The following is an 18,126-nucleotide window of genomic DNA, read 5'->3' on the forward strand; positions in this document are numbered from 1 at the left end:
TTCCCTAAATTGAATTGGCTAATCAAATTACATCCGTTTCCTTCAATCGAATTAGGACTGCTTTGGTAAATCTATAACAAAAGTACTGCCAACTGCCTCTTCGCTGCTCAAATCGATAGTCCCTTGATGTTGCTGTACGATTTGCTTTACATAGGCAAGGCCTAGTCCGAAGCCTTTCACATTGTGAATGTTGCCGGATGGCACGCGGAAGAACAGGTCGAACACCCCTTTTTGATAGGCTTTAGGAATTCCTATGCCATTATCTTGTATGGAAAGTGTGTATCTGTCACCGTTTTCAGAAAGGGCGATATTTATTTTTACCTGATCTCCAGCATACTTGATGGCATTGTCGAGCAGGTTGTTGATGACATTTTTGATATGGGCTTGATCCGCAAAGATTTGGAAGGAGTCTCCGGTAAGCGTTTTTTGGATATCTACTTCCTTTTTGGCAAACAGTTTAGCGTTCTCCATCGATTCATCGATCAAGTTGTCGAGATCAAACCAAGTCTTTTCGAGCAAGACGCCGTTAGTTTCAGCGACATCCACCTGCAACACCCTTTCTATCATGTCAGAGAGGTGCTCCAGTTCCTGACGGGAAATCGATAGGTACCTATTCATCCGTTCTTTGTCATCCTTTGCGCCATAACGCTGTAGAGACTCTATGGCAGCCATTACCGTTGAGACAGGTGTCTTTAGCTCATGGGTCATGTTGTTCACAAAGGCCTTCCGCATCTTGGCCAATTGGTTCTGTTTGCGGATGGTCACCAACAGGGTCCAGAATGTTCCGATCAACGCAATGATCAACATTAATGAGAAGAAAAGCTGCCAACCGATCTGCTTTAATAGGTAAACAGTAGGATTGATGTAATCCACTTCGAGATAAAGGTTTTCGCTTTGGTCGATTACAATGGGCCTAGATTTACTTTCCTTATAGCGTTGGTGGTAAAATTCCTTATTGCGCTCCTCTTCATTGGGCAGATTTGATATCTGCAATATAAAAGGCGAGTACATGTCCCTTTCCCTTAATGATTTTTCCAGGCGAATCTGCAAGGAGTCAATGGTAGCCTCGTTCCAATTGATGGTACGCACGACATAGGATGAAATAAAATGCCGGCTCATCTTGCTCTTGGAATTGCCTGTGGAGTCACTTCCGTTCTGTCGATCGTTCTTGCGGTTGAAATTCTGGTTCTCGAAGATGCTTTTTATGGTATCTACATTTATTTGCGGATATTTTTCCTTAAAAGCAATGGATAGCCTATCAATTCTGTCCTTACGTTGATTTTGGTTTTCCTTCTGGATTTGCTCCTCGTTTTCGCTGTAAAAGTCCTGAACCACATCAAATAGCTCATGTTCGGTCATCCCCAAAAAGAACTGTTTATGGCCGAAATAACTTCCAAATAACCAAAAACCCAGCACAACGATAATCCCAGCGATGGTGAGGACAATAGAAGCAAGCAATATTTTATACTTTTTTAACATAATTAAAACAAATTTAAATTAGTAGATTTGCTCCGCATAAATATTGGTGGGCTTTTAACAAATTATAACACTGATTAACAAAGTGCTACTTAAATTGTCGCATTTCTGCTTAATAATACGTTATTTGCTCAATAGATTTATGCTGCTTACAAAAGATTTTTCATGGAAGAAGTCAATTGAGTCCATTAATCATGTTTTTGGATGTGTATTTTAACATTTAATAACATGGGATAAACTTCTGCAATCCATACTTTTGCTAGACTAATGATTTTATGATTAAACAATTACGAATTATTCTTTTTGCTACTCTTGGTTTAAGTGCACTCTTTACAGTAAGTTGTGATAAGGATATGTCAATCTCGTTGGATAACGACAATCTTGATAACCTAAACGTAACCTCAGATGATACGCTGAGTGCTACCGTTTCCACCTTGCAGATGCCAAATATCCCTACCTCAGGTAGCGGAGTGGTCTTGGTAGGTAAAGTTTCACAACCAACCACTGGTAGTTTGAAGTCTACTTCATATTTCCGACTAAACCCTACAGGTATAACCAGTGATATCCCAACAAATGCCAAATTTGACTCCTTAAACTTAGTGTTGGTACCAAGTTATTGGAGGATTGCATATGGTGATACCACGAAACTTCAGACCATTTCTGCACACCGATTGACCCAATCTTTAGAAACAAAAACTATAGATAATTCATTCAATGGGCAGCCAAATCCATTTTATATCACTGGACCGGCTATTTTTGGCCATCAAAAGGTCAGCTATTCAGCAAATGAATTGGGTTCTGTAAAGTTCTTGCCTAAGAAGTCGAAGAAGGATACGGTTTCCATTCGCTTGAATGATGCGTTGGGTACGGAGTTCTTCAACAAGATCAAAGCTTCTGATATCGCATTCAATTCAGCTTCCAATTTCCAAGAATACTTTAAAGGCTTGAGTTTGGTTTCTGCGGAAACGAATACAGCGATTATCGGCTTCTCTGACACCCTACAGGTTAAGGTTAACTATTCCTACCTAGGGTCGGATGGTTTCAAGAAGACCGGATCTAAAGTGTTAAACATGACCGAAAAGGCTTTCCAGTACAATCAATTTGACAAGGATGTACAGGGGACAGTATTTGAAGGATTGAGTTCAACCAAAGCCCTTGAGAGCAAGAATACGGCTGGAATCACCTATTTACAAGGTGGAACAGGTGTTGTTACTGAAATCAAGTTTCCTGCATTAAAGGAATTCTTGGCCCAACAGGGACTGGCTGTCAATAAAGCAGAACTGATTATTGAATTGGAAACCTTGCATACCGGTTATATGCCAGCTATTCCAAACCCAATATTAATGATTGCTGATAATAGGATTCCGCTTTCTTATGTGCATCAGCCATTTGGAAGGGACCCTCAATTTGCGCAATACATTAAATCAGATAATTTAGGAAAAAAAGGTAGGTATACTTTTAATATGATTGAGTATATTAAAAATACCACGGATGCAGAATGGGGTAATAAATCTTTATTCTTATCCATGTTCCCGACCGCAGGTCTAGGTTTTACACCTTATACCAGCGTTTTGGCGACACAAAACAATGAACCGAAAGTTAAATTAAATATCGTATATACAAAATTTAAATAGTCTATGAATAAGAGAAATTGGCTTGTACTACTTTTGATAGGAGCCTTCGCAATTACTACATTTAACTCATGTAAAAAAGAGGAATCAACAGATACAGATACTGGTCCAACTGAATGGGAAACATCTATCGTTCTAACAGGTAAACCAAGAAATGGTGCTGCAACATTTACAATCAATGACGTAGCTTATTTAGTGGGTGGACAAATGAAAAATAATGAGTTATTAAGTGACTCTTATTCATTCGACGGTACTTCTTGGACTAAAAAAGCAGAATTCACTGGCCCTAAAAGACATAGTGGAGTTGGCTTTGCAGTTGCTGGAAAAGGATATGTAGGATTAGGTTTTGGAAATGACGGTGTTACTTCCGGACCTCTAAAAGATTTTTATCAGTATGACCCTGCAACTAATGCATGGAAAAAAATTGCTGATTTCCCAGGTGATGCTCGTCATTCTGCAGTTGCATTTACTTTAGGTAATGCAGCATACGTAGGATTAGGTGGTAATAATGCTACCGATGAGACTTTCTCAGATTTCTATAAATATGATCCAGCTACAGATAAATGGACTGAAATTGCTACTTCATTCAGCAACAAGAAAATGGGTGCTTATGCATTCGTGATCAATAATGTAGCTTATGTAGGTGGAGGTATTTCCAATGGTGTTCCAACAAATGATTTCTATTCATTTGATGGTACTAAATGGGAAAAGAAAAAATCCCTTACTGAAGATAACAAAGATGCAAGACGCGTTAATGCAAGTGCATTTACTATTGGCAGCAATGGTTATGTAGTTTCAGGACGCTCTCAAACTGGTGTTGTAAGTACAGTATGGAAATATAATCCAGCTGAAAACGCGTGGTCTGATGGTAGCGAATCTATCCCTTCAGCTCGTGAAAAATCAGTTGCTTTCGCAATCAAAGGAAAAGGTTACATCAGTACTGGTAATTCTGGAACTGGCTCTTTCTTCGATGACACTTACGTGTTCACTCCAGTTAGATAATATTTTTATATAACGATAGAAAAGGGATGGCCTATAGGTCATCCCTTTTTTATTGAACTTAGCTTTTCATTCCCCGTTGTTAACCAAGAAATGACCTATTTTCAGGAGGTCTTTTTTTGAGGGGTACATACTGGATAAAGTTTGGTCTCATTCGAGACACATTCCGAATTTTCCGAATATGTCTCGAATGAGACCAAAACAATCCCCGAAGCCACAGCTCCATTTTTTTTGGATAATATGGGTTTCAAAGCCTCCAGTAATGTCCGATTGAGTTGGCTATGGATAAAAGAAAAGTGGCAACCTTTATCGGGTTACCACTTCTCTTAAATCTTGAATGATCTAGTATTTTTTAGATAAGTCCTTTAGCAGATAAAAGTTCTGCAACTTGAACCGCATTGGTTGCCGCACCTTTACGAAGGTTGTCGGCAACTACCCATAGGTTCAATGTTTTCTCTTGGGTCTCATCTCTACGGATTCGACCAACGAATACTTCGTCCTTGCCGTGTGCATCTTTAGGCATTGGGTATTCTAGGTTGGCAGGATTATCTACCACCACTACACCTTCTTGCGCTTCAAGGGCTGCACGTACATCCGCCAAGTCGAATTCGTTTTCAAACTCGATGTTTACCGATTCAGAGTGACCACCGATTACAGGGATACGTACGGTTGTAGCCGTAACCTTGATGGAATCGTCGCCCATGATCTTGTTGGTTTCTTGGATCATCTTCATTTCCTCTTTCGTGTATCCATTGTCCTGGAATACATCGATATGAGGAATTACGTTCAGGTCGATCTGGTAAGGATAAGCTTTTTCGCCTTCCACGCCATTACGCTCGTTCATCAATTGATCAACAGCTTTTACGCCCGTACCGGTTACGGATTGGTAAGTAGATACGACAACACGTTTGATTTTATATTTTTCATGCAAAGGCTTCATAACGACAACCATTTGAATGGTTGAACAGTTTGGGTTTGCAATGATTTTGTCTTCAGCAGTCAATACATCGCCATTTACTTCAGGCACGATCAATTTCTTGCTCGGGTCCATACGCCAAGCGGATGAATTGTCGATAACGGTAATTCCAGCTTCCGCGAATAGGGGAGCATATTCCGTAGAAGTGCTGCCGCCAGCAGAGAAAAGGGCTACATCAGGTTTAAGAGCAATAGCTTCAGATGCAGTCACGACCTTATACTTCTTTCCCTTGAATTCGATTTCCTTACCCTTACTTCTTTCAGAAGCAACAGGAATCAATTCTGTAACCGGGAAATTACGTTCCGCTAACACTGTCAACATTTCTGACCCGACTAGACCAGTCGCGCCTACTACTGCAACTTTCATAAATAATATTTGCTTTAAATTTTAATTATTATTGATTTTCTTAAGGTAACAAACATACTAAATAAACCTGAACATTTTTGGAATATTTTCGCTTTTAATAATTGATTATCACTATGATGGAATAAAGTTCAACAAGATTTGTCTTTTGATGTAAAACGTTCAGGTAAATTGGGTTTTCGTTGACAATGTTTCATTGAAAAATTGGTTTTACAGAGCGTAAACGGCCGAATGCTTTTTGAATGTAAAAAATTAAATCATACGTTTGCGCAAAATGCTGGGAAACATCATATTCAGGCATTTAATTGGTAATTTCGCCATATTATTTTAGAAGTTCTTGAAATAACTAAATTTATAAAACTATCATTTCTATAATGAAAGAAGTCATATTGATGATCGGAGCCAATGGTCAGATTGGTTCAGAGTTAGCTGCAGCATTGCGAATCAAGTTCGGAAACGAAAATGTTATCACCTCAGATATACGCGAACCCAAAGAGATTGCCGACGGTGAGATCTTTGAAACATTGAATGTATTGGACAAAGAAGCGATCAAAGCTTTGATCCTAAAATATAAACCTACCCAGATCTATTTATTGGCAGCGATGCTATCGGCTACTGGTGAGCAATACCCACAAAAAGCTTGGGACCTGAACATGAACGGTCTCTTGAATGTATTGGACCTAGCGGTGGAGTTGGGGATCAAGAAGATCTTCTGGCCTAGCTCGATTGCCGTATTTGGCCCACATTCACCAAAAGAGAACACGCCTCAATATTGTGTGATGGATCCGAATAGCATTTATGGAATCAGTAAATTGGCTGGAGAGCGTTTATGTGAATATTATCATAACAAATATGGTTTGGATATCCGCAGTGTTCGTTATCCGGGCATTATCTCTTGGCGAACCGAACCAGGAGGAGGTACCACGGACTATGCAGTCCATATCTTTTTTGAGGCAATCCGCCAAGGGAAATACACTTCCTTCCTGAATGCAGGAACTGAGTTGCCGATGTTGTACATGGATGATGCGGTTCGAGGGACCATTGAGTTAATGGACGCACCATCAGCGGGTTTGACGATCCGTTCCAGCTACAATCTTGCGGGGGTTAGTTTTACTCCGACAGAAATTGCTGAAGAAATTAAAAAAATTCTCCCTAATTTTGAAATCTCCTATTCAGACAATGATCCGCGTCAAGCAATTGCTGATTCATGGCCAAAGAGCATCAATGATGATCAAGCAAGAGCAGATTGGGGCTGGAAGCCGACATTTGATCTGGCAGGGATGGCACAAGACATGCTGGAGAATCTTAAAACAAAACTAAAATAAAATGGGTAGAGCTTTCGAATTTAGAAAAGAAAGAAAATTTAAACGCTGGGCCAAAATGGCCGTTCAATTTACGCGTCTTGGAAAAGAAATTGCAATCGCAGTAAAAGAAGGCGGTCCTCACCCGGAGAACAATTCCCGCTTACGTACCGCAATCCAAAATGCTAAGGCAGTGAACATGCCGAAGGATCGTGTGGAAGCGGCTATTAAAAGAGCCTCTGAGAAGGATTCAAAAGGTTACGAAGAATTTGTATACGAAGGATACGGTCCTCATGGAGTTCCTGTATTGATCGAAACCGCTACTGATAATACCAACAGAACAGTAGCAAATGTTAGAAGTTATTTTACCAAAGCTGGTGGATCCCTAGGTAAAACCGGATCCCTGGATTTTATCTTTCAAAGGAAATCTGTATTCCGCTTTCCGGCTACCGATGAGCTCGATGTGGAAGAACTTGAGTTGGAATTAATCGACGGAGGTCTGGAAGAATTATATGTGGAGGCTGATGAGGAAGGAAACGATATTATCGTGGTACAAACTTCCTTTGAGGACTTTGGAAACATGCAACGCCTTTTAGAAGAAAAAGGGATTGAAGTTTCTTCCGCAAAAACAGAACGTATAGCTTTATCGCATACGACCCTGTCTGAAGAGCAAGCTGCTGACGTCCTAAAATTGATCGATAAGATCGAAGAAGATGATGACGTACAAGCGGTATATCACAACATGGACTAATCCAGATCAGGATATTAAAACATAAAAGAGGGCTCGCCCTCTTTTTCTGTTTTAATACGGGGGGATTTGAAGAAAGTTCAGTTCCTGTGCGTTTTTTGGTCTAAATGTATACATTTGTATATGCTTTCGTTCACCGAGTTTTTCACGAAAAAGAAAATTGACATCAATGCTTTGCAAAAAGCGAAGCCTGAACTTTATCAAGAATTTGATAGAGATTATGCTTTGATGGGTGAAAAGAGTTTTGATCACAGCAAGAAGTTCTGGTTCAATAGGCTAAGGAAAGATTACCTCTTGAAGGAGATCGAAATCTCGGAACCGAAGAAAGCCGAAATCAAAGCAGAAGCATCTTCTACAGCTGCACCTAGCAGCACTGCGCCAGCCGCTGCCAAACCAGCAGGATTCCGTCCTAAATTTAAAGCTGCTGTCAAACCTGTTGAAGAGAAGTCAACGGAAGAAACAGAGACCAATCCAGCTGCCAAAGCGCCGACAGGCTTTAAGCCTCGTTTTAAGGCCGCTGCTCCTCCCGAAAAACAGGATGACCTAAGCGGCAGCATTGAAGTGGATAAGGCAACTGAAGCGATTAAAGAGGCTGAGGAGACCGTAGCCAAGCCAAAAGGCTTTACGCCAAGGTTTAAAGCAACTAACCTACCTAAAAAGGTCGAAGAAGAAAAGCCGGAAGAAGCCCAAGCGGAGACATCGGCAGAAAATGCTGTAGAAAACAAGGAGGCTGTTGCTCCTGCGAAACCAAAAGGCTTTACGCCAAGGTTTAAAGCATCGAACCTACCTAAAAAAGTAGAGGAAGGAAAGCCGGAAGAAGCCCAAGGGGAAACATCGGCAGAAAATGCTGAGGAGAACAAGGAGGCTGTAGTTCCTGCGAAACCAAAATGCTTTACGCCAAGATATAAAGCAACGAACCTACCTAAAAAAGTAGAAGAAGAAAAGCCGGAAGAAGCCCAAGCGGAAACATCGGTAGAAAATGCTGAGGAAAACAAGAATGCTGCTTCTCCTGCTAAACCAAAAGGCTTTACGCCAAGGTTTAAGGCGGCGAACCTGCCTAAAAAGCTGGAGGAGAAAGAGGGCTCCTCTTCGGATTCCGAACCTAAAAATAAGCTACAGGAAGATCAACCTGCAACAGATGTTACAGAAGATAAACTTGCAGAAGAAAATACATCTAAGCCTACTGGCTTTAAACCAAGGTTTAAGGCTGGTGTTACCAAAACGACAACTAACCAGGAGGACAAGGATCCCCATCCTGAGCAATCAAGTGCTCCAACTGAAGAACCATCTACCCAAACAACAAAACCAGTAGGTTTCAAGCCGCGTTTTGTGGCTAGGAAATCATCAGATCAAAAAGATAAGGAGGATTAGAAAGAATATGGATAATCCCATTTATTTTATATTTTTAATTTCAAAAGCGCGTATAAATTATGTTAAAAGAAGAAAGGCAAGCCTATATAATACACCAAATCAACATACATAATAAAGTTTTATCCTCAGATCTGAGCGTTCAGCTGAATGTTTCGGAAGATACCATTCGTCGTGATTTGAACGAGTTGGCGGAGAGTGGTAAAGTTTTGAAGGTATATGGAGGTGCATTATCTAAGTCTTTTCAATATCCCTTCCAAGAGGGGAATGTTTATGCCAAAGAAGCTAAAAAAGAGATTGCTTCCAAGGCTATATCGTTGATTCAAAGTGGAATGACCATCTTGGTCGGAGGGGGAACCAGTATGATTGAATTGGCACGTTTGGTTCCAAAAGATGTTCAGTGTACCTTTTTCACGATCAGTCCTTTAGTCGCATTGGAGTTGGCGGAGAAGGAGAACCTAGAGGTCTTCCTTTTGGGAGGAAAGCTTTCCAGGAACACGAATGTTGTGTCAGGGTCGCAGGTAATCAATGAGTTATCAGATATCAAGGTCGATCTATGTCTGTTGGGGACGAACAGTCTTTCTGTAGAAGAGGGGGTAACCGATTCCGATTGGGAAGTTGTTCAGATCAAGAAAGCGATGATCAAATGTTCGCAGAAATTAGGGGTACTGAGTATTGTCGAGAAATTAAATTCCAACCAAAAGCTTAGGGTTTGCCCATTAAAAGATATTACTTATCTCATTACGGACTTAAATCCTAAACATCCAAGTCTAGAAGAATTCAGTAAACAGATAACCATTATTTAATTTGGTTTTTTTCCAAAGGTCTTTACACGAATGGCTCTCTCAACGAGCCATTTGTTGCTTTCGATAAAGAGGTTGTGCCAAAGCAGGTTATAGTTTATCCTGCGGTTGAATAGCGTTCTCTTTGCGTGTTTCAGTAGCTTAAAGACACTGTATCCCGCCAGACCGTTAAATGGTTTGGCATAGTAGGAAGCATGGTGTTTCTTCCATTCTTCAACAGCCTTTTTATTGACATATTCCACATACTCTTCATTTGCCAACTTGGCAGAGAGCGGCTTAACAAAGTCTGCGGACAATTTTTCGTCCTTCAATTCCACCAGATGCTTTTTCTTTTCTACAATATGGAGGAAGTGCTTGCTCAGCTTCTTGTTTTCGAATTCCAGTTCCAGTACGCCGCCTACGTTCCATTGCGGGTGATTTGCAGGATATTCAAAATAAAAGTTACCAAGGCTATAGGCGATCAATTTACCGTTATATTCTTCTATGCCCTGAACGACATGGGGATGGTGTGCGATGATGACATCAACACCTAAATCAATCAATTCCTTATAGCGTTCCTTCCATTCCGGAATAGGCACATCCAATAGTTCCACCCCAGCATGGATTTGTACGATCAGGATATCCACCTGTTTTCGGTATTGTTGGATATCGGCGTTTACCCGTTTGGCATTGACCCAAGCATGACCGACCAACCGGTCGCCATTCAATGCGCCATACCCATTTTCTCCATAAGCCAAGAAGCCATACTTTATGTCATCAAAAGTCCAGGTTTTTAAGCCATAAGCCTCTTCTTCAGAACCCACACCTAAGATTTCCTGACGGGGAAATAGATCAATCGTTTTGAGCAGGGCTTCTTCGCCAAAATCATAGATATGGTTGTTAGCTAATGAAAAGCAATTGAAACCGAGTGCTTGCAGCCAGGTTGGAGCGTTTTTGTTTTGGGCGACCAGGGGACCTGTTTTATGGATCGGCTGTCCAACGCCTTGGATAGGGGCTTCAAAATTGCATGATTTTAGGTCAGCAGATTTAAATAATTCCTTAAGGCTAGGAGAGAATTGTGGTGCTTTTTCACAGACAATATCTCCAACAAAGACAAACTTATGCTTGGATGTTGCTTGCATTTCTTTTTCTCAATAAAGTTTCAATCGGTTTGATTGTAATATAAGCAAAATAAGCTTCCAATAAATCGTTTTTTGCACCTAATAATTTCAAAACGCCCTTAACCTTAGGGGTATGCATCAAAGTTTGGAAGATTTTTTCCTTTCTGCCGATATGCATGACCTTTTGGTTGATCCAGCTTAAGTATTCAGGGATCAGGCATTCCTTCAATAGATTTATATCTAAAGGGGTCAAGGTTTCGTTCAGCAGAGCGTAATAATTGAGTGAATTCTGATAGGTATATCTATGTTTTTCCTCTTCGAACAGGAGGTTGTTTTTTCTAAAGAAATCCCTTTGCCAAGCACGATTTTCCCTTCTTTCCTGGGGAAGGTTCAGCATGGAAATGGCAATGTCCTCATCGACGAAAGGAGAATAGCCTGGATAGCCCATTTTGGCCGGCACAGATATTAAATATTGCAACATCATCATCTTGGTCCGCATGGCGGTGATGATACGATATTCAGGGGAATCTAAATATTCTTTCTGTCGATCATAAATAGGCTCGACAATGCCACTATAGTCAATATTCATGGCTAACTTGGAATCAGCGCTCATGCCATGGGTGTACCCAAGAGTACGGTAAGAGGCAGCGCTATCTATCATGGGAACTTTGACTGCTCCTGCCCAGGCATCACCGATAATTCCGCTAAGAAGCTGCATTGGGTTGCCTGCCTCCAATTGTTTGATCTTGTCATAGAATTCCATATGGTAAGTGCCAGAGGCAGCAACGGCAGGACCAAATTGATCATACCATTGATCCATATAGACATTGAACTTGCCTAGGGGAATCCTATTCCATTTTGTGTGCAATCTTTTGGAAAGCAGACCGGCATAAACGGCCTCGCGTGATTCGTCCTGATTTAAGGAGGTGCCATAGGTATAGGCATGGATCCTGTTCCTGTCCTTCAACAGGACATTCATCAGCCTTGAATCAAATCCACCACTGGTCGGAATCAAGATATCATCTTTAAATCCATCCGCCCAATTATTTAATGCGGAGCTTAGTTTATGTAAGACATCATCCTCATGGGATTTCTTGCCCAACAGCTTTAAGGTGTCATCATTAGTCTCTTTTATGGAGAGATTCCCGTTTTCAAGAATTAAAACCTGGTTGGGCAATAAGTATCGTACGTCTTTGACTGGGGTATGTCCAAATACGCTATAGCCAAAATCTAGATAAGCTGCTAAGCCTTCTGGGTCAATTTCCAGATTGGCATAATCAATGACCTCATTGATGTCCTGACTGTGTCTTCCGGTCTTAAGATTATAGAATACAGTTTGATAACCTACCCAATTTCCTTTTGCAACTTCCATTAAGATTTTTTCGCTAATTTCTTCTTTAACATGCCCAAGATTTCCAACCAGATATCATTTTTGATCAGATGATTGGCTCCAACATAAATAACTACGAATATAAGGCTTTGTACTATGATGAGTAGCAAGTAATTCGGTATTAGGTTAAAAAAGAGCGGTAAATAAGCCACTCCAGCCGCTATGATGGAAATCAGGGTCGTCGGCAAAAGGTCTTTGACCTGCATGAACAGGTTGTAGCCATAAACCCTACCGCTCATGACTGCTGCAATAATATAGCAAATGATCCTGACGGCAACGAGTCCAAGAGCAATCATGACCAAACCATGTCTGTAGGTGAAAAACAGGGTAATGATGGCCAAGGAAACCTTGGTGATTTCCAAGATCAGGAAAAGTTTAGAGCGCCCCTTGATATTCAGGAAGTTCGCATTCAGATCGGTCAATGAAGTGAAGATACTGGCGAAACATAATATTTGGAACAGCAGTATCGATGATACCCAGGTGTCCGTTAGGAAGAAAACAAAACCTGGTTTAGCCACTGCAATGGCCAGAAAACTGATTGGCATCAAAGCGAATGCAAGGCTAGTCAATGTTTTTCTGCTGGCATTCAAGTACCTTGGGAGGTCGTCTTGGATAGGGGTCAAGGTAGACAGGGTCGTTCCCTGCAAAATAGCGGTAATGGTCTGCCCTGCTGTTTCTCCCCATTTATTACCTTGGTAATAGTATCCTACCTGAGCAGGAGTATAAAATTTGCCGATAAAGGAGGCATAAAAAGGAGAGAGTACCTTGCCCAACATGTTTGAAACCATAAAGGAAAGGGAGAACGAAAGATGCTTTTTTAAGGATGCTCCACTGAATGCGAAATTTACTTTCCAATCACCCCACATCCATAGCATTACCGTCCTGAACAGGGTGTACAAAAGGGGTTGTAAAATCAATGCCCATACTCCATAGCCCAATAGGGCAACAATGATCACAATAATACCGGCAAAAAGGACGGCCAATACATTGATCCTGGTCGTTAAATGGAATTGAAACTTCTTGAGGATCTTTACGTATTGTACAATACTAAAGGATTGGATAATAATCTGCAGGAACAAGACCCTAGCATAAAGGGCAAGGCCTGGGATATTGTAGTATCTTTCGATATATGGGGATGCAAAATAGAGGATCAGGTAGATAATGGCACTTACGGAGAGGTTGAAGATGAACATGGAAGAATAGTCCAATTCATCCACTACCTTGGTCCTGACCAACGAAGTCGCCAATCCACTATCTACAAAGGTAGTCGCAATAATGGAAAATATCGCCAGGGCAGCGATCACAGCAAACTCATCGGGGCTTATGATCCTGGCCGTAATGATCGCGACGATGGTAACGATGGCCTGATTGCCGAATCGATCCAAGGTATTCCAGAATAGCCCATTGATGGTGATGTTTTTCGTGTTTTCGCTCATGTATTGGATTAATCAACAAATTTAGGAAAGATTCTTGTACAGCATAAGAAAAAAGCATTATACTTAATGCATTACGAGATTTACTCATATATTTGATTTAGAATAGATTGATTTTCCTTTTCACATGCTAGCACCAATCGCTTTATTTGTTTACAATAGACCTGTTCATACCCGTAAGACATTATCCGCTCTTGAGGCCAACAGTTTGGCGGAGCAATCCGATATATACATTTTTTCAGATGGGGCAAAAACGGCCCAAGATATCGAGGCTGTCAACCAAGTACGTTCCATCATCCGTGAACCTTGGAAGTTTAAGCATATCTATATCATCGAACGCTCCCAAAACAAGGGACTTGCCAACAGTATCATCGAAGGGGTAACCCAGGTGCTGCAGAAACATGGAAGAATCATCGTTCTGGAGGATGACCTGGAAACCTCCAGTTTTGCCCTTCAATACTTCAATGATGCGCTCAACCATTATCAAGATCAGGAAAAGGTGATGGAGATTTCGGGCTATATGTATCCAGTGGATAAGCCCAAGAAACTGCCACAATCTTTTTTCTTCCGGGTAGCCAATAGTTGGGGCTGGGCAACATGGGATAGGGCCTGGCAACATTTCAATCCCGATATTGAGGAGTTGACCAAGGATTTTACCCGTAAACAAAAGAAAGCCTTTAGCGTGGATAACTCCGAGAATTTCTGGAAGCAGGTCAAACAATTCAAGGCCGGCAAAATCAATTCCTGGGCAATCCGTTGGTACCTGTCGGTTTTCAACAAAGGTGGACTGGTCTTGTATCCCAGGTTTTCATTTGTCCAAAACACGGGAACAGACGGATCTGGAACCCATTCGGATGTTGATAAGGTCTATCGGGTAGAGCTTTCTAAAAAGCCTGTCCGCAAATTCCCGGTGATCATCGAAGAAGATCCTTTGGCATTCCAGGCCATCAAGCATTTCTATAAAAATCGCAAGGGAACCTTTTTTGAAAGGTTAGCGAAATTTATAGAAAAGAAGATGTTGGAGCGTAAGATGCGAAAGCTGTAAGTTTATTTCTCTTCTAAATTCTTAAAGAATAAAGTCCTTTTGGTTTTTGCTACTAAAGCGTATCCTTTGTCGAGCATCAATTGAAAGACTTCAGATTTATCCAGGTCAGCAATGGAGAGTTCTTCTTCAACTAGGACAAAGCTAGGTCTAAACTGTTGCCAATCATTGCTGTTCAAGACGATCAGGTCAAATCCTTCGGCATCAACAGAAAGGAAGTCGATCTTTTTCCCTTTTGGCAGGTGCTTTTGCAAAACCTCTTTTAGAGGTAGTGTTGGTACGGGGATAGTCTTTATCAGGTGGTATTTTGCATTCAGGCCATCTCTTTTTTCAGATATTTCTTGGGAAAATCCGTTCAATGCGGGTTCGTTGAAGCAATAATAAGTCAATTCTTGAGGGCTTTCGCTGATGCCAATATTGAGGTTGACATCTTTGGTCCTAAACCATCTGAACCATTTCATGGCCTCAGGGGAGGGCTCAATGTTAATTCCACGCCAGCCTTTTTTGTAGAAGTACATGGTGTTGGAGAATCTATAGGGGTGATGGGCACCTACGTCTACATAAAATCCTTTGTAGTTTTTTCGTCCTTCATAAAAACCTCTAAGGACCATGTCCTCGCCTTCTTGTGAAAATGAACGTGCATGGAAAAATTTATGGATCGGGAAATAGTTTAAGATAGCTTTCTTGATTTTAGACATTGGGCCAAAGCAATTTACAATTGTTAGTATTTTGCAATCAATGTACAATTATTTTTTTTCAGGTAGGTAAGACGGGTAAAAAATTTAGGAGCATTTAACAGTTTTGTGGATGAATGTTGATTCCTTTTGAAGGGTTCTATGTTACTTTTGAGGCGCAAAAGTAACCAAACCGACGAAGGAGCTCATGGACACCAATTCTCTTCGTTACTTTTGAGGTGCAAAAGTAACCAAAACGCTTCGGCTCATTTAAGATGGCTTTTTCGCACGGTCATCCGCACATGAAAAGAATGCCTTGTTGTCGGGAATATCTTTCAAAAGATCCTCCCATCCAAAGGGATGATCTTTTGAAAGCATTCCAAGGCCAATCCCATCGCACGGGGCAACGGCATTCTTTCCATTTTTCCGCCATTGGAAATGAGCCGGAGGCTAAAGGGCTTCCTCTGGAAGTATGATTTTTGTATTGAGAAACCTCCAACGGGGGTGAAATGTTTGTAGAAATTAGATGTTTGTAATGGCGAACCCACAGCGTGGGTGAAATGTTTTTCTATACCTTTCTGTGTCACCCTTCGGCAAGCCCTCAGGGTGACACAAAAGATGTTGATAAAGATTTCAGCCTCGCTGCGTTATTAACGTTCAAATGCCTATTTTTGCAAGGTTAACAAATATTAATAATACCCTTAAGCATGGCTTATCCTAAGGTTTCAATCATTACCATTGTTTACAATAATGTTAGGGATATCGGATTTACCCTAGCTTCTGTAGATCAGCAGACCTACCCTAATATCGAATATATTGTGGTGGACGGCAAGTCTACGGATGGAACCCTGGATGTCATTGCTGAGTATAAGGATTTGATCAATATCTTGGTTTCTGAAAAGGATAATGGCATTTACGACGCAATGAACAAAGGCTTGGCCCTTGCTACGGGCGATTATGTGCTGTTCCTGAATTCAGGGGATGAACTTTTTGCTCCCAATACCTTGGAGAAAATCTTTGGCAATGAAGACCATGCGGATATCTATTATGGAGAGACCAAGTTGATCAATGAGGACCGTGAGATTATTGGGGACCGTCGTCATAAAACGCCGGCTCATTTCGATTGGCAATCCTTTAAATATGGCATGAATGTCTGTCATCAGGCCATCTATATCAAGCGCAGCTTGACAGCTCCCTATGATCTGCAGTACAAATTGAGTTCAGATATAGACTGGGTGATCAGAGCTGCCCAAAAAGCGAACAAAGTCGTGAATGTGAAAGATTATGTTGCCAAATATTTGGTAGGTGGGATGTCACAGCAGCGACACAAGCAGAGTTTGAAGGAACGCTACGAGATCTTTAAGAAATACTATGGTATTGTTCCTAACCTAATCAACCATGGTGTTATCGCCATGCGCCTACTGGTACATCGATTTAAGCATGGCAAAACAAGAGACTAATTTTTTAAATCCCAATCTTTTGGTTGAACTGGCCAACAGTAGGATGCCCTTTGGGAAATATCAAGGGTACCTATTGATGAACTTGCCGGAGCCGTATTTGGCTTGGTTCAAACAGAAGGGATTTCCGCCGGGCAAAATCGGGATCCTGTTGGAAACTCTCTATGAAATAAAACTCAATGGTCTGGAGTATTTATTAAAGCCATTGGTCAAAAAGTGATGAATATCAATTTTTGGTCGTCCAATTTTTTTATCTTTGCAGCATAATTTTAAACATTAAACGCCGTTTGCAGCGGTATCAATGAATATATGGCACAATATCAAACACTGCTGTACTATTGCTACAGCCCTATCGAGAATGCGGAAAAGTTCGCAGAAGATCATCTAGAATTTTGTAAATCACTTGGCTTGTTGGGACGAATCATCGTTGCTGATGAAGGTCTTAATGGTACGGTTTCGGGTACTCCGGAGGCTTGTAAGGCGTATATGGAGCATGTGCATGCGGATCCGAGGTTTGCAAAGACCGAATTCAAGGTGGACGACGTAGAAGAACTTTCATTCATCAAGATGCATTGTCGTTACAAAGAGGAGATTGTTCACTCAGGTCTGCGCAATCCATCTGTGATCGATCCAAACAAACAGACGGGAAAGCATCTGGAGCCTAAGGATTTCTTGGCGTTGAAAGATCAAGAGGATGTGGTTATCCTTGACGTTCGTTCAAATTATGAGCATAATGTAGGTCGTTTTAAGAACGCTGTTACATTGGATATAGAAAATTTCCGTGAGTTTCCGGAAAAAGTGAAGGAATTGGAACATCTAAAGGGCAAGAAAATCTTGACTTATTGTACAGGTGGTATCAAGTGTGAAAAAGCTTCTGCTCTATTGTTGAAAGAGGGTTTTGAGGATGTTTATCAATTGCACGGTGGTATCATTAAATATGGTAAGGAAGCTGGCGGGGAGGATTTTGAAGGGGAATGCTATGTTTTTGATAACCGTGTTACAGTTCCGGTCAATTCGGTTAACCCGACAGTTGTTTCAACATGTAAAAACTGTGGGAAAATTACTTCGAAAATGATCAACTGTGCAAACCCGATCTGCAATGAGCATTTTACGCAATGTGATGAATGTGGCTGGGAATTAGACGGTTGCTGTTCTGACGACTGTAAGTCGCATCCGAAGAAACGTGAGTATGACGGTACAGGCTATTATGTAAAAGTACCTCAGCCTGTCAATATTGATAAAATCTCAAAGCGTAAGCACAAGAAGTTGGTGAAAAATTAAAAGTTTATTAAAATATTTCGAAAAATCCATTTATCTTTCAATAGCTAAATGGATTTTTTATTATACTCTTAATTGGAAATACGA

Annotated in this window: 16 protein-coding genes; 10 read left to right on the forward strand and 6 right to left on the reverse strand. The window is 41.0% G+C overall.

Going from position 1 to position 18,126, the window contains the following annotated elements; translation table 11 throughout:
* Nucleotides 1–51: 51 nt before the first annotated feature.
* Nucleotides 52–1,479 carry a sensor histidine kinase KdpD gene (locus NMK93_RS01075; RefSeq protein WP_254526620.1) on the reverse strand — a complete coding sequence of 476 codons (1,428 nt, stop codon included), beginning with the start codon at nt 1,477–1,479 and terminating at the stop codon, nt 52–54.
* A 272-nt stretch (nt 1,480–1,751) separates the two neighbouring features.
* Here NMK93_RS01075 and NMK93_RS01080 point away from each other — a divergent pair, with 272 nt between their 5' ends.
* Both NMK93_RS01080 and NMK93_RS01085 read left to right on the forward strand, forming a co-directional pair.
* Nucleotides 1,752–3,110, forward strand: coding sequence for a DUF4270 family protein (locus NMK93_RS01080; protein WP_254526619.1), 1,359 nt, complete (start codon nt 1,752–1,754; stop codon nt 3,108–3,110).
* Between the two features lie 33 nt (nt 3,111–3,143).
* The gene (locus tag NMK93_RS01085; RefSeq protein WP_254526618.1) at nt 3,144–4,109 is read left to right on the forward strand and encodes a kelch repeat-containing protein; all 966 of its coding nucleotides are present in this window, start codon (nt 3,144–3,146) and stop codon (nt 4,107–4,109) included.
* A 349-nt stretch (nt 4,110–4,458) separates the two neighbouring features.
* Here NMK93_RS01085 and NMK93_RS01090 read toward each other — a convergent pair whose 3' ends face one another.
* Nucleotides 4,459–5,448 (reverse strand): aspartate-semialdehyde dehydrogenase, encoded by a 990-nt coding sequence (locus NMK93_RS01090; protein ID WP_185212955.1) that lies wholly within the window; start codon nt 5,446–5,448, stop codon nt 4,459–4,461.
* A 371-nt stretch (nt 5,449–5,819) separates the two neighbouring features.
* On the opposite strand from NMK93_RS01090, the gene NMK93_RS01095 reads away from it, so the two are divergent.
* The 4 genes from NMK93_RS01095 (at nt 5,820) to NMK93_RS01110 (ending at nt 9,668) form a co-directional block, all read left to right on the forward strand.
* On the forward strand, nt 5,820–6,770 hold the full coding sequence (locus NMK93_RS01095; RefSeq protein ID WP_185212956.1) for an NAD-dependent epimerase/dehydratase family protein: 951 nt from the start codon (nt 5,820–5,822) through the stop codon (nt 6,768–6,770).
* 1 nt (nt 6,771) lies between these two features.
* Nucleotides 6,772–7,497, forward strand: a complete 726-nt coding sequence (locus tag NMK93_RS01100; RefSeq protein ID WP_093101186.1) for a YebC/PmpR family DNA-binding transcriptional regulator — start codon at nt 6,772–6,774, stop codon at nt 7,495–7,497.
* Nucleotides 7,498–7,617: 120 nt separating this feature from the next.
* The gene (locus NMK93_RS01105; protein ID WP_254526617.1) at nt 7,618–8,865 is read left to right on the forward strand and encodes a hypothetical protein; all 1,248 of its coding nucleotides are present in this window, start codon (nt 7,618–7,620) and stop codon (nt 8,863–8,865) included.
* A gap of 59 nt (nt 8,866–8,924) precedes the next feature.
* Nucleotides 8,925–9,668 (forward strand): DeoR/GlpR family DNA-binding transcription regulator, encoded by a 744-nt coding sequence (locus tag NMK93_RS01110; protein WP_185212958.1) that lies wholly within the window; start codon nt 8,925–8,927, stop codon nt 9,666–9,668.
* Here the strand turns inward: NMK93_RS01110 and NMK93_RS01115 are convergent.
* From NMK93_RS01115 to NMK93_RS01125, 3 genes are read right to left on the reverse strand one after another with little or no spacing between them, the layout of a single operon-like run.
* A complete protein-coding gene (locus NMK93_RS01115) occupies nt 9,665–10,786 on the reverse strand; it encodes a CapA family protein (protein ID WP_254526616.1) in 1,122 nt (373 codons plus the stop codon). The two genes, NMK93_RS01110 and NMK93_RS01115, sit on opposite strands and share 4 nt — an antisense overlap.
* Nucleotides 10,764–12,137, reverse strand: a complete 1,374-nt coding sequence (locus NMK93_RS01120) for a hypothetical protein (protein ID WP_254526615.1) — start codon at nt 12,135–12,137, stop codon at nt 10,764–10,766. The genes NMK93_RS01115 and NMK93_RS01120 overlap by 23 nt, the downstream gene beginning before the upstream one ends.
* The gene (locus NMK93_RS01125; RefSeq protein ID WP_254526614.1) at nt 12,137–13,591 is read right to left on the reverse strand and encodes a lipopolysaccharide biosynthesis protein; all 1,455 of its coding nucleotides are present in this window, start codon (nt 13,589–13,591) and stop codon (nt 12,137–12,139) included. Before NMK93_RS01125 ends, NMK93_RS01120 begins: the two co-directional genes overlap by 1 nt.
* Before the next feature lie 124 nt (nt 13,592–13,715).
* Between NMK93_RS01125 and NMK93_RS01130 the strand changes: the two genes are divergently transcribed.
* Nucleotides 13,716–14,633 (forward strand): sugar transferase, encoded by a 918-nt coding sequence (locus NMK93_RS01130; RefSeq protein WP_254526613.1) that lies wholly within the window; start codon nt 13,716–13,718, stop codon nt 14,631–14,633.
* A gap of 2 nt (nt 14,634–14,635) precedes the next feature.
* On the opposite strand, the gene NMK93_RS01135 is transcribed toward NMK93_RS01130, so the two are convergent.
* Nucleotides 14,636–15,328, reverse strand: a complete 693-nt coding sequence (locus NMK93_RS01135) for an FkbM family methyltransferase (protein WP_214649507.1) — start codon at nt 15,326–15,328, stop codon at nt 14,636–14,638.
* 683 nt (nt 15,329–16,011) lie between these two features.
* On the opposite strand from NMK93_RS01135, the gene NMK93_RS01140 reads away from it, so the two are divergent.
* The 3 genes from NMK93_RS01140 (at nt 16,012) to NMK93_RS01150 (ending at nt 18,042) form a co-directional block, all read left to right on the forward strand.
* Nucleotides 16,012–16,764 (forward strand): glycosyltransferase family 2 protein, encoded by a 753-nt coding sequence (locus NMK93_RS01140; RefSeq protein WP_254526612.1) that lies wholly within the window; start codon nt 16,012–16,014, stop codon nt 16,762–16,764.
* Nucleotides 16,745–16,981: a DUF3820 family protein gene (locus NMK93_RS01145; protein WP_093101203.1), complete on the forward strand. Its 237-nt coding sequence runs from the start codon at nt 16,745–16,747 to the stop codon at nt 16,979–16,981. The genes NMK93_RS01140 and NMK93_RS01145 overlap by 20 nt, the downstream gene beginning before the upstream one ends.
* An 89-nt stretch (nt 16,982–17,070) precedes the next feature.
* Complete coding sequence (locus tag NMK93_RS01150) at nt 17,071–18,042, forward strand: rhodanese-related sulfurtransferase (RefSeq protein WP_254526611.1); 972 nt, start codon at nt 17,071–17,073, stop codon at nt 18,040–18,042.
* The last annotated feature ends 84 nt before the right edge of the window (nt 18,043–18,126 follow it).

The sequence above is a fragment of the Sphingobacterium sp. LZ7M1 genome (assembly GCF_024296865.1).
Taxonomy (GTDB): Bacteria; Bacteroidota; Bacteroidia; order Sphingobacteriales; family Sphingobacteriaceae; genus Sphingobacterium.

Coding starts and splice junctions, on each gene's coding strand:
- NMK93_RS01150 (WP_254526611.1), top strand. CDS start 17,071: ATGGCACAATATCAAACACTGCTGTACTATTGCTACAGCCCTATCGAG.
- NMK93_RS01095 (WP_185212956.1), top strand. CDS start 5,820: ATGAAAGAAGTCATATTGATGATCGGAGCCAATGGTCAGATTGGTTCA.
- NMK93_RS01090 (WP_185212955.1), bottom strand. CDS start 5,448: ATGAAAGTTGCAGTAGTAGGCGCGACTGGTCTAGTCGGGTCAGAAATG.
- NMK93_RS01140 (WP_254526612.1), top strand. CDS start 16,012: ATGGCTTATCCTAAGGTTTCAATCATTACCATTGTTTACAATAATGTT.
- NMK93_RS01125 (WP_254526614.1), bottom strand. CDS start 13,591: ATGAGCGAAAACACGAAAAACATCACCATCAATGGGCTATTCTGGAAT.
- NMK93_RS01075 (WP_254526620.1), bottom strand. CDS start 1,479: ATGTTAAAAAAGTATAAAATATTGCTTGCTTCTATTGTCCTCACCATC.
- NMK93_RS01105 (WP_254526617.1), top strand. CDS start 7,618: ATGCTTTCGTTCACCGAGTTTTTCACGAAAAAGAAAATTGACATCAAT.
- NMK93_RS01135 (WP_214649507.1), bottom strand. CDS start 15,328: ATGTCTAAAATCAAGAAAGCTATCTTAAACTATTTCCCGATCCATAAA.
- NMK93_RS01100 (WP_093101186.1), top strand. CDS start 6,772: ATGGGTAGAGCTTTCGAATTTAGAAAAGAAAGAAAATTTAAACGCTGG.
- NMK93_RS01115 (WP_254526616.1), bottom strand. CDS start 10,786: ATGCAAGCAACATCCAAGCATAAGTTTGTCTTTGTTGGAGATATTGTC.
- NMK93_RS01130 (WP_254526613.1), top strand. CDS start 13,716: ATGCTAGCACCAATCGCTTTATTTGTTTACAATAGACCTGTTCATACC.
- NMK93_RS01110 (WP_185212958.1), top strand. CDS start 8,925: ATGTTAAAAGAAGAAAGGCAAGCCTATATAATACACCAAATCAACATA.
- NMK93_RS01120 (WP_254526615.1), bottom strand. CDS start 12,137: ATGGAAGTTGCAAAAGGAAATTGGGTAGGTTATCAAACTGTATTCTAT.
- NMK93_RS01145 (WP_093101203.1), top strand. CDS start 16,745: ATGGCAAAACAAGAGACTAATTTTTTAAATCCCAATCTTTTGGTTGAA.
- NMK93_RS01080 (WP_254526619.1), top strand. CDS start 1,752: ATGATTAAACAATTACGAATTATTCTTTTTGCTACTCTTGGTTTAAGT.